Raw genomic sequence first — 15735 nt, forward strand, 5'->3', positions numbered from 1 at the left:
TACCCTCGAAAAACCGTTCCAGCAAAACTTTTATGCAGATACCTGTAGGAGCGAGCTTGCTCGCGATGAAGCTGTGAGCACCGCGGGGTGTCAGGCACCCAGTGTCATCGTTGACGACCATCGCGAGCGGGCTCGCTCCTACAGGGTTTTACTCACTTGCCCGATTTGATCTTGGTCCAGCTGCGGGTCATGATCCGCTGGGTCGCGGCCGGCAAGTCGGCAATCGCGTACAGCTTGGCCAGCACGTCCGCCGGCGGGTAGATGCCTGGGTCGGCAGTGATTTCTTTATCGACCAACGGCGTGGCGGCCGCGTTACCGTTCGGGAAGCGTACGGCGTTGGTGATTTCAGCCATGATTTCCGGCTTCTGCAGGAAGGTCATGAACTTGTAGGCGCCTTCGACGTTTTCGGCATCTTTAGGGATGGCGACCATGTCGTAGAAGCTGCCGGCACCTTCTTTCGGAATGTTGTAGCTGACTTTCACCTTGTCACCGGCTTCGGCAGCGCGTGCCTTGGCCTGGTAGATGTCACCCGAGTAACCCACGGCCACACAGATGTTGCCGTTGGCCAGGTCCGAGATGTACTTGGACGAGTGGAAGTAACCTACCGAAGGACGGATTTTCAGGAACAGCGCTTCGGCTTCGGCCAGTTGTTTCTTGTCCTGGCTGTCGGTTGGATAGCCCAGATAGTGCAACGCCACCGGGATCATCTCGGTTGGCGAATCGAGGAAACTGATACCGCAGGCTTTCAACTTCGCGGCGTTTTCAGGTTTGAACAGCAGGTCCCAGGAGTTGGTCGGTGCGTCGGCACCCAGTGCTGCCTTGACCTTCTCGGCGTTGAAGCCGATACCGATCGAACCCCACATGTACGGGAAGGCGTGCTCGTTGCCCGGGTCGCTCACGGAAACGGCCTTGAGCAGGTCGGTGTTCAGGTTCTTCCAGTTAGGCAGCTTGGACTTGTCCAGCTTCTGGTAGACGCCAGCCTTGATCTGCTTGGCCAGGAAGTTGTTCGACGGTACAACGATGTCGTAACCGGACTTGCCTGCCAGCAACTTGGCTTCCAGGGTTTCGTTGCTGTCGAAGACGTCATAGACAACCTTGATCCCCGACTCGTCTTCAAACTTCTTGACGGTGTCCGGTGCGATGTAGTCGGACCAGTTGTACACGTGCAGTACTTTGTCATCGGCCTGAACCGCGCCCGCCATCAAACCCATCACGGACATGGCAAGCAGAGTCTTGCCAGCGAGCTTTTTACCTAGTGCCTTCATGCGTAATGCTCCAAATTTTTCTTTTTTGAACCACTTGTTCAGCGGCCGAACCCGGGCAACTGGAACCGCGGCTAGTCTGGCAAGATCCACATCGGTCTTTCAAGGAAACGGTCACGCTTTCTGACAGTTCTGAGCGAAAGTTCCAACTTCATATGCAGAACTTCGGACTTCCGCTCAGAGCCTAGCACTTAGCCCTGCAATGCACTCAGGGTCAGGTCAAGACACTTGCGAGCCTTGGTCACCAGTTCATCGATTTCCGCCGGTGTAATCACCAGTGGCGGAGCGATGATCATGGTGTCGCCGACGGCGCGCATGATCAGGCCGTTGTCGAAGCAGAACTGGCGGCAGATCATGCCGACGCCCTTGCCCTCATAACGCTTGCGCGTGGCCTTGTCCTGGACCAGTTCGATGGCCCCCAACAAACCGACCCCGCGAACTTCACCCACCAGCGGGTGATCGTTCAGTTCCCGCAGACGCTTTTGCAAATACGGTGCCGTTTCTGCATGGACGCGCTCGATAATTTTCTCGTCGCGCATGATGCGGATGTTTTCCAGCGCCACCGCAGCCGCCACCGGGTGACCGGAGTAAGTGAAGCCGTGGTTGAAGTCGCCGCCTTCGTTGAGCACGTCCACTACTTCGTCACGCACGATCAGGCCGCCCATCGGGATGTAGCCCGAGGTCAGGCCCTTGGCGATGGTCATCATGTCTGGCTTGAGGCCGTAGAAATCGCTGCCGAACCACTCGCCGGTACGACCGAAACCGCAAATCACTTCGTCAGCCACGAACAGGATGTCGTACTTGGCGAGGATTTCCTTGATGCGCGGCCAGTAGGTGTCTGGCGGAATGATCACGCCACCGGCGCCCTGGATCGGCTCGGCAATAAAGGCACCGACGTTGTCGACGCCGACTTCCAGAATCTTTTCTTCCAGCTGATTGGCCGCCCACACACCGAATTCTTCCGGGGTCATGTCGCCGCCTTCGGCGAACCAGTACGGCTGGGCAATGTGGACGATGCCCGGGATCGGCAAGTCGCCCTGTTCATGCATGTACGTCATGCCACCCAGGCTCGCGCCGGCCACGGTGGAACCGTGATAGCCGTTCTTGCGGCTGATGATGACTTTCTTGTTCGGCTGGCCCTTGATCGCCCAATAGTGACGAACCATGCGCAGCATGGTGTCGTTGCCTTCAGAGCCGGAGCCGGTGAAGAACACATGGTTCATGCCTTGCGGCGCGATGTCGGCGATGGCCTTGGCCAGTTCCAGTACCGGCGGGTGCGCTGTCTGGAAGAACAGGTTGTAGTAAGGCAGCTCGCGCATCTGTTTGCTGGCGGCATCGGCCAGTTCATCGCGACCATAACCAATCGCGACACACCACAGGCCGGCCATGCCGTCGAGGATCTTGTTGCCTTCGCTGTCCCAGAGGTAAACGCCCTTGGCGTTGGTGATGATCCGCGGGCCTTTCTCTTTGAGCTGCTTGAAGTCGCTGAACGGAGCCAGGTGGTGATCGTTGCTCAGGGTTTGCCATTCACGGGTTTGCGGGTTGTTGCTGGTCATGTGAATCTCCTAAAAAAAATCAGGTGAAGGCGCCGCTCGACTGCGGCGGCGCCCGGCGCATCAGACGGCAAAGAGCAGGAATTCCCTTTCCCACGAACTGATCACGCGCTTGAAGTTTTCATGCTCGGCCCGCTTGACCGCGACGTAGCCAGTGATGAAATTTTTACCAAGGTAACGCTCGATGGTCGCGCTGTTTTCCATGCGTTCCAGCGCGTCTTCGATGGTCAGGGGCAGGCGCAGGTTGCGGCGTTCATAGCCACGCCCTACCACCGGCGCACTCGGATTCAGGCCTTCGACCATGCCGATGTACCCGCAGAGCAGGCTCGCGGCAATCGCCAGGTACGGGTTGGCATCGGCGCCCGGCAGGCGGTTTTCCACCCGACGGTTCTGCGGCCCGGCATCCGGAACCCGCAGGCCCACGGTGCGGTTCTCTTCGCCCCACTCCACGTTCACCGGCGCCGAGGTATCGGGCAGGAAGCGGCGGAACGAGTTGACGTTCGGAGCGAACAGCGGCAACAGTTCGGGAATGAGTTTCTGCAAGCCACCGATGTGGTGCAGGAACAACTGGCTCATGGTCCCGTCGTCATTGGAGAAGATGTTCTTGCCGGTCTCGATGTCGATGATGCTCTGGTGCAAGTGCATGGCACTGCCCGGCTCGCCGGTCATCGGCTTGGCCATGAAGGTCGCGGCCACGTCGTGCTTGAGCGCGGCTTCGCGCATGGTGCGTTTGAACACCAGGATCTGGTCGGCCAGGGACAGGGCATCGCCGTGACGGAAGTTGATTTCCATCTGCGCCGTGCCGTCCTCGTGGATCAGCGTGTCGAGGTCCAGGTCCTGCAGTTCGCACCAGTCGTAGACGTCTTCGAACAGCGGGTCGAATTCGTTCGCAGCTTCAATGGAGAACGACTGGCGACCGGTTTCCGGGCGACCGGAGCGGCCGATCGGCGGCTGCAGCGGGTAATCCGGGTCGTCACTGCGCTTGGTCAGGTAAAACTCCATTTCCGGCGCCACGATGGGCTGCCAGCCTTTGTCGGAATAGAGCTTCAGGACTTTCTTGAGTACGTTGCGCGGCGACAGCTCGATCGGGTTGCCTTGCTTGTCGTAGGTATCGTGGATAACGATGGCGGTCGGCTCGATGGCCCACGGCACCACGTAGACGGCGTCGGCGTCCGGCTTGCAGACCATGTCGATGTCAGCCGGATCGAGCAGTTCATAATAGATGTCGTCTTCGACGTAATCGCCGGTCACGGTCTGCAGAAGAACGCTTTCTGGCAGGCGCATGCCTTTTTCGGCGATGAATTTGTTGGTCGGCGAAATCTTGCCCCGGGTAATCCCGGTCAAGTCGGCGATCATGCATTCGACTTCTGTGATCTTGTGGTTTTTCAACCAATCGGTGAGCTGGTCGAGGTTGTTACTCATAAATGCCTCTAGGCTTGAGTTGTCTGACCCTTTCAAGGTCAGGCGTTGTTTGACGCATCGGCGTCGCGTTGTAGAGCGTTTCTGCGGCAGATTATGGTGTTTGCCAACACTGCCGCAGAGGCCGGGCGTGCAGAATCACGAGCGATGCCCCGAACGATGGTCAGGCCGCTATTGTGAATCGGTTCTATATTGAATGGAGTAACCGTAATGGGGGTGCCATCGCGACCGTCCAGAATATCGGACGGGGACGGTTGAACCGTCGCGGATGGGAGGATCACCGCAAGCGCCGAGACCACGGAACGGACGGTCGTGTCATCACTGATGTGATAAACATGCCGACCGAGCTGTCTTGAGCAGTCGGTGACGCCGATTATCGGCAGGCGAGACATGAAGCACCCCGGTATTATTGCTGTTATGGGTTTGATTCGAGCTTAGCCTTGTTCATTTTTTTACACAACACCCCCGTAAAAAATACAACACGGCCCGCTCAAGCTCGCGGCCGCCGCTACGTCCTGCGGAGTAAAATCGCCCCAAAGTGCCTCAAAAAAGCCACACGAGCGCTTTTTTAGGGCAAAAAAGGCCTCGCTTGACTTCAGCATGCCGTTCGGGTTGACTGAAACCAGAAAAGATCAATGATTGATATTTTTAACAACAAAGGTGTTGCATCATGTCGGTACCCCCGCGTGCCGTTCAGCTTAACGAAGCGAACGCGTTCCTTAAGGAACATCCTGAGGTTCTGTACGTTGACCTTCTGATTGCGGATATGAATGGTGTGGTGCGCGGCAAGCGCATCGAACGCACCAGCCTCCACAAGGTTTACGAGAAAGGCATCAACCTGCCGGCCTCTCTATTTGCTCTGGATATCAACGGCTCGACGGTGGAAAGCACCGGCCTGGGCCTGGACATCGGTGATGCTGACCGAATCTGCTATCCAATCCCCGATACCCTGTGCAACGAGCCATGGCAGAAGCGCCCGACCGCGCAACTGTTGATGACCATGCACGAACTCGAAGGCGAACCCTTCTTCGCCGACCCGCGTGAAGTGCTGGCCAATGTGGTGCGCAAGTTCGACGAAATGGGCCTGACTATCTGCGCCGCGTTCGAACTGGAGTTTTACCTGATCGACCAGGAGAACGTGAACGGTCGTCCGCAACCACCTCGTTCGCCGGTTTCCGGCAAACGTCCGCACTCGACCCAGGTCTACCTGATCGACGACCTCGACGAATACGTCGACTGCCTCCAGGACATTCTGGAAGGTGCCAAAGAGCAAGGCATTCCGGCCGACGCCATCGTCAAGGAAAGTGCCCCGGCGCAGTTCGAAGTGAACCTGCACCACGTGGCCGACCCGATCAAGGCCTGCGACTACGCGGTCCTGCTCAAGCGCCTGATCAAGAACATCGCCTACGACCATGAAATGGACACCACCTTCATGGCCAAGCCTTACCCAGGCCAGGCGGGTAACGGTCTGCACGTCCACATCTCGATTCTCGACAAAGACGGCAAGAACATTTTTGCCAGTGAGGATCCCGAGCAGAACGCCGCACTGCGTCACGCGATCGGCGGTGTGCTCGAGACCCTACCGGCGCAGATGGCTTTCCTCTGCCCGAACGTCAACTCCTACCGTCGTTTCGGCGCACAGTTCTACGTGCCGAACTCGCCGTGCTGGGGCCTGGACAACCGTACCGTAGCGATTCGCGTGCCGACCGGTTCTGCCGATGCCGTGCGCATCGAACACCGTGTGGCCGGCGCCGATGCCAACCCGTACCTGCTGATGGCTTCGGTCCTGGCAGGCGTGCACCATGGTCTGGTCAACAAGATCGAGCCTGGCGCTCCGGTCGAAGGCAACAGCTACGAGCAAAACGAGCAAAGCCTGCCGAACAACCTGCGTGATGCGCTGCGCGAGCTGGACGACAGCGAAGTCATGGCCAAGTACATCGATCCGAAATACATCGATATCTTCGTGGCCTGTAAAGAGAGCGAGCTGGAGGAGTTCGAACACTCCATCTCCGACCTCGAGTACAACTGGTACCTGCATACCGTGTAAGCGACTGCAGTAAACACAACGCCGCCGGCCCCACAGCCTGCGGCGTTTTTTTTACTCGCGATTTGTTGTGGAACGCTCACTGTCGGAACCAATGAAAATTCCTACGCACCAACCAGATACTGACTACAGCCACATCCTCACCACAACCTCACACTCCGGCCACCGGGAGCCTTCCCGTTTTCCTGCCTACGTGTGAGAACGACCATGAAAAAACAGCTATTGGGCGCAACCATCACTCTGATCGCCGCCGGTTTGTGCACAACCGCCTGGGCGGGTGCCGACGATACGGCCGCATGGAGCTATTCGGCCCCCAACGGTCCGCAAAACTGGGGCGAACTGAAAAGCGAGTACAGCCTCTGCTCATCTGGCAAAACACAATCGCCTATCGATATCCGTGACGCGATCAAGACTGACATTGAACCTCTGAACGTTGCTTATCAGCCAAGCAAAGCCACGGTGTCGAATAACGGTCATACGATTCAGGTAACACCGGTCGACGCTGGCGGGATCACCCTGGACTCCGGCCGCTACTCGTTCGTACAAATGCACTTCCATACGCCAAGCGAAGAAATGATCCAGGGCCGTACCTTTCCACTGGACGCGCATCTGGTTCACCGCAACGCCGCAGGCGAACTGGCCGTGGTGGCCCTGCTGTTTGAAGAAGGCGCACACAACCCGGCCCTGGAACCCATCCTGGCAGCCATGCCAAAGCACACGGGCGGTATTGCGCATCTGGACACGGTAAACGTTGCACAGCTACTACCTGCGAGCCTCAATGCCTATTTCTACATGGGGTCTCTGACAACACCTCCTTGTACCGAAGGCGTGCGCTGGAATGTACTGACCACGCCAGTGCAATTATCCCGAGCGCAACTGGAGGCGTTCCAGGCGCTGTATCCAATGAATGCACGCCCGGTTCAACCCTTGAACGGCCGGAGTGTGCACGTCGGTGGTTAAGCGATCCTGATCGCCGGATTTGGGCAGCGGTGCCCATACAGACAAGGTGCCACCCGCCTCGTACAATGCCCGCTGCCCCGCAGGAGACTTCAATGACACGCGTAGCCACCCCCCGCAAACCCCGCGCACGCAGCCAGGCGCGGATCGATTCGATACTCGATGCGGCCCGCACATTGCTGGCGGCCGAGGGCGTGGCCAGTCTGTCGATCTACAGCGTCGCCGAGCGTGCGGAGATCCCGCCTTCCTCGGTCTACCACTTTTTCGCCAGCGTCCCGGCGTTGCTCGAAGCCTTGACCGCCGACGTCCATGCGGCCTTCCGCGCGTGCCTGCAAGCACCCATCAATCATCACGCCCTCGGCAGCTGGCGCGACCTGTCGCGCCTGGTGGAACAACGCATGCTGGACATCTACGCAGAGGACGCCGCCGCGCGCCAACTGATCCTCGCCCAGCACGGCCTGACCGAAGTCACTCAAGCTGACCGCCAGCACGACCTCGAACTGGGCGAGCTGATGCACAAGCTGTTCGATCACCACTTCGAGCTGCCGACGCTACCGGATGATGTCGATGTGTTCGCCCTGGCCATGGAGCTTGGCGACCGGGTGTATGCACGCTCGGTGCAGCAGCACGGGCAGATTACGCCGCGCATGGCCGAGGAAGGGATGCGGGTGTTTGATGCTTATGTGGGGCTTTATCTGCCGCCGTATTTGCCCAAGCGCGGCATTCCAGCCTGAGATATTTCTTGGTCACGCCGGCCTCTTCGCGAGCAAGCCCGCTCCCACAGGGGAATGCATTCCAGATGTGGGAGCGGGCTTGCTCGCGAAGGCCGCGCCGCGAATACCGCTGATACACATGCACAAAAACCCCGAAGGGCTCAATCCCTTCGGGGTTGTTGTTTACGCATGTGACTTACAACTTGGCGATCGACACCTCAGTGGATTTCACAAACGCGATCACTTCACTGCCCACCGCCAGTTCCAGCTCTTTCACCGAGCGCGTGGTGATCACCGAAGTGACGATGCCGGAAGCGGTCTGCACGTCGATTTCCGACAGCACGTCGCCGAGGACGATTTCCTTGATGGAGCCTTTGAACTGGTTGCGAACGTTGATGGCCTTGATAGTCATGATGTTGATTCCTGTCGTTGGGTAAGACTTGAGTTATTGAGCCCAGCGCAATTGCGTAGGCAAGGGTGAAACAGGTTCCGGCTCCGGTGGTTGGCCGGGCAGCGCCAGCACGCGATTGAGGACTTCGGTTTCCAGCGCCGCCAGCCGGTGGGAGCCGCGCACTCGAGGGCGCGGCAGTTCCACGTGCAGGTCGAGGCCGACTTCACCGTCTTCGATCAGGATCACCCGATCGGCAATCGCCACCGCTTCACTGACGTCATGGGTCACCAGCAACACCGTGAAGCCGTGCTGCTGCCAGAGCCGTTCGATCAGTTGCTGCATTTCAATTCGGGTCAGGGCATCCAGCGCACCCAAGGGTTCGTCGAGCAACAGCAGGCGCGGCTGATGAATCAACGCACGGGCCAACGCCACGCGTTGCTTCTGTCCACCGGACAACGCTGCCGGCCATTCGTTGGCGCGGTCGGCCAGGCCCACCGCGTCCAGTGCTTCCAGCGCTTGCGGCCGCCAGTTGCCCTTGAGGCCCAGACCGACGTTGTCGATGATCTTTTTCCAGGGCAGCAAACGCGCTTCCTGGAACATCAGCCGTGTGTCCTCCCGAGCGTCGCTCAAGGCCGCGGCACCGGCGAGTAACTCGCCGCCGGTTGGTTGATCGAGGCCGGCGAGCAAACGCAGCAAGGTACTTTTGCCGCAGCCACTACGACCGACCACGGCGACAAACTGGCCCGCCGGAATGTGCAGGTCGATTTCGCGCAGCACCTGCCGCGAGCCAAAGGTTTTTTGCAGCTTGCGCACCGCCAGCGGAATGCCGCGCAGCAGGCGTGGAGGTTGTTCCGCGATCATGCCGCACCTCCCTTGGCAACCTGATACGCCGGGTGCCAGCGCAGCCACACACGCTCAAGTCCACGGGCCGCGAGATCGGCCAGTTTGCCGAGCACCGCGTAGAGCAAAATCGCCAGCACCACCACGTCGGTCTGCAAGAACTCCCGGGCATTCATCGCCAGATAACCGATACCGGAACTGGCGGAGATGGTTTCCGCGACGATCAACGTCAACCACATGAAGCCCAGGGCGAAGCGCACGCCAACCAGAATCGAAGGCAGCGCCCCCGGCAAGATCACCTGCCAGAACAGGCTGAAACCCGTCAGGCCATAGCTGCGCGCCATCTCCACCAATGCCGGGTCGACGTTGCGGATGCCGTGATAGGTGTTGAGGTAAATCGGGAACAACGTGCCCAGCGCCACCAGGAAAATTTTCGCCGACTCGTCGATGCCGAACCACAGGATCACCAGCGGAATCAGCGCCAGATGCGGCACGTTGCGGATCATCTGCACCGAACTGTCGAGCAGGCGTTCGCCCCACTTCGACAGGCCGGTGATGAAGCCGAGCGTCAGGCCGATGCCGCCGCCGATAGTGAAGCCCAGCGCGGCACGCCAGCCACTGATCGCCAGGTGCGTCCAGATTTCGCCGCTGCGCACCAGGCTCACGCCAGCTTCGATCACGGCAACCGGCGCCGGCAGAATCCGTGTCGACAACCAGCCCGCCGACACACTCAACTGCCACACCGCCAGCAGCAACACCGGCAACGCCCAGGGCGCGAGACTGTGGATGATTTTCTTCATGGCCGCGCCTCAGCTCTGGGACGCGGCTTTGGGCAGAATGTCGTTGGCGACCATCTCGCCGAACGGACTCACGTAGCCCGCACTTTTCGGCAGTTCAGGACGCTCGACATCGAGGTGCGGGAACAGCAGTTCGGCGACTCGGTACGACTCTTCCAGGTGTGGATAACCGGAGAAAATAAAGGTGTCGATGCCGAGGTCCGCGTACTCCTTCACGCGGGCGGCCACGGTCGGACCATCGCCCACCAGCGCCGTACCGGCACCGCCACGCACCAGGCCGACACCGGCCCACAGGTTCGGGCTGACTTCCAGGTTGTCGCGGTTGCCGCCATGCAATGCGGCCATGCGTTGCTGACCGACCGAATCGAAGCGCGCCAGCGACGCCTGGGCACGCGCGATGGTGTCGTCGTCGAGATGGGAGATCAGTCGATCCGCGGCTTTCCAGGCTTCATCGTTGGTTTCGCGCACGATCACATGCAGGCGAATGCCAAAGCGCACGGTGCGACCGAGTTTCGCGGCCTTGGCGCGGACCTGTTCGATTTTTTCCGCCACGGCGGCCGGCGGCTCGCCCCAGGTCAGGACCATTTCCACCTGTTCGGCAGCCAGGTCTTGCGCGGCATCCGAAGAGCCCCCGAAGTACAGCGGCGGGCGCGGCTGCTGGATCGGTGGATAGAGCAGTTTCGCGCCCTTCACGCTGATGTGCTGGCCGTCGTAATCAACGGTTTCGCCTTCCAGCACGCGGCGCCAGATACGGGTGAACTCCACAGAAGCCTGGTAGCGCTCTTCGTGGCTGAGGAACAGACCATCGCCCGCCAACTCTTCCGGATCACCGCCGGTCACCAGGTTGAACAGCGCACGGCCGCCGGACAGCCGATCCAGGGTCGCGGCCTGACGCGCCGCCACCGTCGGGGAAATGATCCCGGGGCGCAGGGCGACAAGGAATTTCAAACGCTGGGTCACCGGGATCAGCGACGCCGCCACCAGCCACGAATCTTCGCAGGAGCGCCCGGTGGGAATCAGCACGCCGCCGAAACCCAGTCGGTCCGCCGCTTGCGCGACTTGTTGCAGGTAACCGTGGTCAACGGCGCGTGCGCCTTCGGCGGTGCCAAGGTAATGGCCGTCGCCGTGGGTAGGCAGGAACCAGAAGATATTGAGGCTCATGGAGTGGTCTCCTTGGGGGATCGAATTATTGGGCTTTCGCAACGGCGGCCGGCGGCGTCCAGATCACGTCTTTGATGCTCAATTGCTTTGGAATCAGCTTGAGCTGGTAGAAGGTGTCGGCGATTTTCTGCTGCGCCGCGACCACTTCCGGAGTCAGGAACAACGCGCCGTAGCCCTGGCGTTTCACCGAAGTGCGGGTGATGTCTGCCGACAGGCCGAGCAGTGGCGAGACTTGCTGGGTCACGTCTTCAGGATTGGCCCGTGACCAGTCGCCCACTGCGCGCACTTCTTCGACCAGGGTCTTGATCACCTCGGGATTTTTTTGCGCGTAGGGTTTGGTCGCCAGGTAGAACTGATGGTTGTCGACGATGCCTTGGCCATCGCGCAGGGTGCGCGCTTGCAACTGTTGTTCGGCGGCGGCCTGGTACGGGTCCCAGATGACCCAGGCGTCGACACTGCCACGCTCGAACGCAGCGCGGGCATCGGCCGGCGGCAGGAAGACGGTCTGGATGTCGGTGTATTTGAGGCCGGCGTCTTCCAGCGCACGCACCAGCAGGTAGTGAACGTTGGAGCCCTTGTTGAGCACGACCTTCTTGCCCTTGAGCTCTGCCACCGACTTGATCGGCGAGTCCTTCGGCACCAGGATCGCCTCACTGTGCGGCGCTGGCGGTTCGTAGGCTACGTAGAGCAGATCAGCGCCAGCCGCTTGAGCGAACACGGGAGGGGTTTCGCCGGTAACGCCGAAGTCGATGGAGCCGACGTTCAAGCCTTCAAGCAGTTGCGGGCCACCGGGGAATTCAGTCCATTGCACGTCCACGCCTTGGGCAGCGAGGCGTTTTTCCAGGGTGCCTTTGGCTTTGAGCAGCACCAGAGTGCCGTATTTCTGATAGCCGATTCGTAACGTCTCGGCCTGGGCTTGAGTAATGGCGCCGAAGGTGACAGCCGCAGCAAACAGAGCGACCAGACCACGACGCAAAATGACAGGGCGCATGGCGCTCTCCTTTTTGCAGTTGGGTTTTGGCTGCACCTGCTTGCCCGTTGGCGGGCGAGTAAGGCCAGTACTTCAATTTTCGGGTGGGGCTAATGTTCAGTGGCGCTCATATGCTCCAGCGAGCAGTCAACAAACGTTCATTCAACAGGTTCGGATCGAGCGGCTTGGGCCGTCGTGCCATGGCGCTGAGAAACAGCTCCAGCGATTCGTCCAGGCGCTGTTCCAGCTCGGGCGCCAACTGCGCCAGGGCGCTGCCTTCGCCGTAAGCGATCTGGCTGTCGACGGCGAAAATCCCGTGGAGCATTTCCTGGGCTTTCAACGCCGACAGCACCGGCTTGAGCGCGTAGTCCACCGCCAGCATGTGGGCGATGCTGCCGCCGGTTGCCATCGGCAACACCACCTTGTGGCTCAGGGCGCGTTCGGGCAGCAGATCCAGCACGGTTTTCAACGCGCCGGAGAACGAAGCCTTGTACACCGGCGTAGCGATCAGCAGGCCATCGGCGTTTTCTATCTGTTGCAGCAGGTCAATGACCTTCGGGCTGTCGAAGCGTGCATGCAGCAAGTCTTCGGCCGGGAAGTCCCGTACCTGATAACTCACCACCTCCACGCCCTGTTCTTGCAACCAACGCTTGGAGCGGTCCAGCAGCACCCCGGAACGGGAGCGCTGACTGGGACTGCCTCCGAGTGAGACGACCAACATTCAGACGATTCCTTGAGCGGTGTTGGCGATTCGCGGTTTGCGATCTCGCTTCGATGGAGTGACCTTAACAGCTGATTTATATATCCATAAATCATATTTATTCATTTGGTTATTCTTTAAAGAAATATACAAATCGACTTCATTCGAGCAAAAAAAAGGCCGTCGAAACGGCCTGAAATCCCCTGCTTTGTGGGTGCTTGTGGTGTCTGACCCGACGCCTTCGCGAGCAAGCCCGCTCCCCCAGATGGACGCGGACAAATGTGGGAGCGGGCTTGCTCGCGAAGACGGCATCAGCCACACCGCCGATACCGGTGACTTACCGATTGGGCTGCGGCGTCAGGCGCAAGTAAGGCTTGACCGCCCGATAGCCCTTGGGAAAGCGCTGTTTGATTTCCTCTTCATCCTTGAGCGACGGCACGATCACCACTTCATCACCGTCCTGCCAGTTGGCCGGCGTGGCCACCTTGTAGTTGTCGGTGAGTTGCAGCGAGTCGATCACCCGCAGGATTTCGTTGAAATTACGCCCGGTGCTCGCCGGGTAGGTAATCGTCAACCGAACCTTTTTGTTCGGATCGATCACGAACAGCGAACGCACGGTCAGGGTGTCGTTGGCGTTGGGATGGATCAGGTCGTAGAGGTCCGAGACCTTGCGGTCGGCGTCATCCAGGATCGGAAAGTTGACCACGGTACTCTGCGTCTCATTGATGTCCTCGATCCATCGGTGATGCGACTCCACAGGGTCCACGGACAGTGCGATAGCCTTGACACCGCGTGCCGCGAACTCATCCTTGAGCCTGGCGGTGAAACCCAGTTCGGTGGTGCATACCGGCGTGAAATCCGCCGGATGGGAAAACAGCACGCCCCAGCTATCGCCCAGCCACTGGTGGAAACGGATGATGCCGGCGCTGGAGTTCTGTTCGAAATCGGGGGCGATATCGCCAAGTCTGAGACCCATGGTGCTGCTCCTTGTGAGTGCTTGATGGGTTCAACTGTGCCTGTGTTTTTTATCTATTAAAAAGAATAAATATCGATTTATTTAGATCATTAAGAAATATTAAAGATCTGTTCACTGGACGTTCATGCACAACCCGTCGAAGATCGACCACGAGGTTCGAGAAGGCCTTGAGTTGCTGCAAAGAGGGAACTTCAGGACGGGATTACGGGGGTGAACCCGTCCTGAACATGTAAAAGCCCCGCCCGGTGCAATACCGGGCGGGGCTTTTTTGCATCGGTTACGCGAGCGCTATTACAACAGCGGGATCGAGTAGCTGACGATCAGGCGGTTTTCGTCCTGCGAACGGGTGTTCGGCAGATCGGTGCGCCAGGTCGCGTTTTTCCACGCCAGGCCCAGGTTCTTCAACGGACCTTCCTGCACCACGTAGGCAACACTCAGGTCACGCTCCCACTCGGAAGCACCGTTGGCCGCCTGGCCACCCTTGGCGTTGACGGTATCGATGCTGTCGCCGTGCAGGTACACCAGACCCGCGGTCAGGCCAGGCACGCCGACCTTGGCGAAGTCGAACGAGTAACGTGCTTGCCAGGTTTTCTCGCCCGCACGGCCGAACTTCTGGATTTGCGAATCGGTGATGGTGTAGTTCGACGAACCGTCACCCTGGTTCAGCCAAGGGAAGTCGCTGCTGCCGTTGCTGACCTGATAACCGCCACCGAAGGTATGACCGGCAACCGAATACAGGAACAGGCCGCTGTACAGGTTGTTGTCGACCTTGCCTTTACCGTTTGGCGCGTTGTAATTGCCAGTGGTGTAATACAGCGGGTCGTGACCGTTGGCACCATCATCAGAGCTGTTGAAATAACGGAAATCCGACTTCAACACGCCCGGGCCGATTGCCCAGTTGTGAACCAGACCCAGGAAGTGCTGCTTGTAGAACTCTTCCAGCTTGCCGTAGTAGTACTGGGCCGTCAGGTCCTTGGTGATCTTGTAGTCGCCACCGGCATAGATGAACTTGTTGCTGTCGCGGAACTTGGTACCGCGAGTGTTCGCACCGGAAATCGACATTTGATCGTTGTTGCTGGAGTTACGGCCTTTAACGGCTTCGATCTGACCACCGACCAGCGACAGGTCCTTGATCTCGGCGGAAGTGATCTGGCCACCCTGCCAGGTTTGCGGCAGCAGACGACCATCGTTGGTCACGATCACCGGGTTTTTCGGCTGCAGGGTGCCCAGCTTCAGTTCAGTCTGGGAAACCTTGGCTTTGGCGGTCAGGCCCAGGCTGGAGAAATCATCTACCGCCTCGCCATTGGATTTGCTCGGGAAAACCGTGCCGCCGTAAGAGGTCGCCGTGGCACCGTTGGTACCGCCGCCCGAATCCAGCTTGACGCCCAACAGGCCGATCGCATCGATACCGAAACCGACGGTGCCTTGGGTGTAACCGGAGATGAAACGCAGATCGAAGCCTTGGCCCCACTCTTCATTTTTGTTGGGACCGGTACCGTCGCGGTAGTCGGTGTTGATATAGAAGTTACGCAGCCCCAACGTTGCCTTGCTGTCTTCGATGAAACCCGCGGCGTTTGCCTGCTGGGCCAATACCCCGACGGCCACAGCCATGGCCAAGGTGGATTTGTTCATGTTTCGCTCCTCTCGTTTCTAGTTCTGATGTTCCTGGTCCCGAATCGATTGCCCGGGATCCTGAGGCAAACCGTCTAGGCCGGTCGTTTGGCGGGCCGCAGGATACATGGCCTTAAATCCAAAAAGAATTTTTTTGGTTTTTTTTATATCACTGTGGAATATGACTTCCCACGGCAGATCCGAGGTATCGGCGGCAAGGCCGATTCCTGAAACTGATCAATTGTCGAGGGATGAAACTGCCAAATCCGAGCTCAGGATGAGTGTCGGACAGGCGCACTTTAAGCGGAATGAATAAAAACTAAAAAGAATAATAAATAATC

15 protein-coding genes are annotated in these 15735 nt (G+C 59.1%); 3 read left to right on the forward strand and 12 right to left on the reverse strand.

Going from position 1 to position 15735, the window contains the following annotated elements:
- Nucleotides 1-152: 152 nt before the first annotated feature.
- From AC3WN7_RS06065 to AC3WN7_RS06080, 4 genes are all read right to left on the reverse strand, one after another.
- The gene (locus tag AC3WN7_RS06065; RefSeq protein ID WP_095964265.1) at nt 153-1265 is read right to left on the reverse strand and encodes a polyamine ABC transporter substrate-binding protein; all 1113 of its coding nucleotides are present in this window, start codon (nt 1263-1265) and stop codon (nt 153-155) included.
- A gap of 188 nt (nt 1266-1453) precedes the next feature.
- Nucleotides 1454-2818: an aspartate aminotransferase family protein gene (locus tag AC3WN7_RS06070; RefSeq protein ID WP_102673498.1), complete on the reverse strand. Its 1365-nt coding sequence runs from the start codon at nt 2816-2818 to the stop codon at nt 1454-1456.
- 60 nt (nt 2819-2878) lie between these two features.
- A complete protein-coding gene (locus tag AC3WN7_RS06075; protein ID WP_102673499.1) occupies nt 2879-4237 on the reverse strand; it encodes a glutamine synthetase family protein in 1359 nt (452 codons plus the stop codon).
- A gap of 38 nt (nt 4238-4275) precedes the next feature.
- A complete protein-coding gene (locus tag AC3WN7_RS06080; RefSeq protein WP_095964266.1) occupies nt 4276-4626 on the reverse strand; it encodes a hypothetical protein in 351 nt (116 codons plus the stop codon).
- Between the two features lie 278 nt (nt 4627-4904).
- Here AC3WN7_RS06080 and AC3WN7_RS06085 point away from each other — a divergent pair, with 278 nt between their 5' ends.
- From AC3WN7_RS06085 to AC3WN7_RS06095, 3 genes are all read left to right on the forward strand, one after another.
- On the forward strand, nt 4905-6281 hold the full coding sequence (locus AC3WN7_RS06085; RefSeq protein WP_015097275.1) for a glutamine synthetase family protein: 1377 nt from the start codon (nt 4905-4907) through the stop codon (nt 6279-6281).
- Nucleotides 6282-6485: 204 nt separating this feature from the next.
- Nucleotides 6486-7238, forward strand: a complete 753-nt coding sequence (locus AC3WN7_RS06090) for a carbonic anhydrase (protein WP_102673500.1) — start codon at nt 6486-6488, stop codon at nt 7236-7238.
- A 92-nt stretch (nt 7239-7330) separates the two neighbouring features.
- The gene (locus AC3WN7_RS06095; RefSeq protein WP_095964267.1) at nt 7331-7969 is read left to right on the forward strand and encodes a TetR/AcrR family transcriptional regulator; all 639 of its coding nucleotides are present in this window, start codon (nt 7331-7333) and stop codon (nt 7967-7969) included.
- Nucleotides 7970-8144: 175 nt separating this feature from the next.
- Here the strand turns inward: AC3WN7_RS06095 and AC3WN7_RS06100 are convergent, their stop codons facing one another.
- From AC3WN7_RS06100 to AC3WN7_RS06135, 8 genes are all read right to left on the reverse strand, one after another.
- A complete protein-coding gene (locus tag AC3WN7_RS06100) occupies nt 8145-8360 on the reverse strand; it encodes a TOBE domain-containing protein (protein WP_007967989.1) in 216 nt (71 codons plus the stop codon).
- Between the two features lie 33 nt (nt 8361-8393).
- A complete protein-coding gene (ssuB, locus tag AC3WN7_RS06105) occupies nt 8394-9200 on the reverse strand; it encodes an aliphatic sulfonates ABC transporter ATP-binding protein (RefSeq protein ID WP_102673501.1) in 807 nt (268 codons plus the stop codon).
- The gene (gene ssuC, locus AC3WN7_RS06110) at nt 9197-9979 is read right to left on the reverse strand and encodes an aliphatic sulfonate ABC transporter permease SsuC (protein ID WP_007976348.1); all 783 of its coding nucleotides are present in this window, start codon (nt 9977-9979) and stop codon (nt 9197-9199) included. The genes ssuB and ssuC overlap by 4 nt, the downstream gene beginning before the upstream one ends.
- Nucleotides 9980-9988: 9 nt before the next feature.
- Nucleotides 9989-11137 (reverse strand): FMNH2-dependent alkanesulfonate monooxygenase, encoded by a 1149-nt coding sequence (gene ssuD / locus AC3WN7_RS06115; protein ID WP_102673502.1) that lies wholly within the window; start codon nt 11135-11137, stop codon nt 9989-9991.
- A gap of 25 nt (nt 11138-11162) precedes the next feature.
- The gene (locus tag AC3WN7_RS06120) at nt 11163-12128 is read right to left on the reverse strand and encodes a sulfonate ABC transporter substrate-binding protein (protein ID WP_007976344.1); all 966 of its coding nucleotides are present in this window, start codon (nt 12126-12128) and stop codon (nt 11163-11165) included.
- A gap of 106 nt (nt 12129-12234) precedes the next feature.
- Nucleotides 12235-12828 (reverse strand): NADPH-dependent FMN reductase, encoded by a 594-nt coding sequence (gene ssuE, locus AC3WN7_RS06125; protein WP_102673503.1) that lies wholly within the window; start codon nt 12826-12828, stop codon nt 12235-12237.
- 316 nt (nt 12829-13144) lie between these two features.
- Entirely contained in the window at nt 13145-13783 is a 639-nt protein-coding gene (locus tag AC3WN7_RS06130) for a peroxiredoxin (RefSeq protein WP_015097285.1), read from the reverse strand.
- Between the two features lie 291 nt (nt 13784-14074).
- Nucleotides 14075-15415, reverse strand: a complete 1341-nt coding sequence (locus tag AC3WN7_RS06135; RefSeq protein WP_095964269.1) for an OprD family porin — start codon at nt 15413-15415, stop codon at nt 14075-14077.
- Nucleotides 15416-15735 lie beyond the last annotated feature (320 nt).

The organism is Pseudomonas sp. FW305-70 (assembly GCF_058783925.1).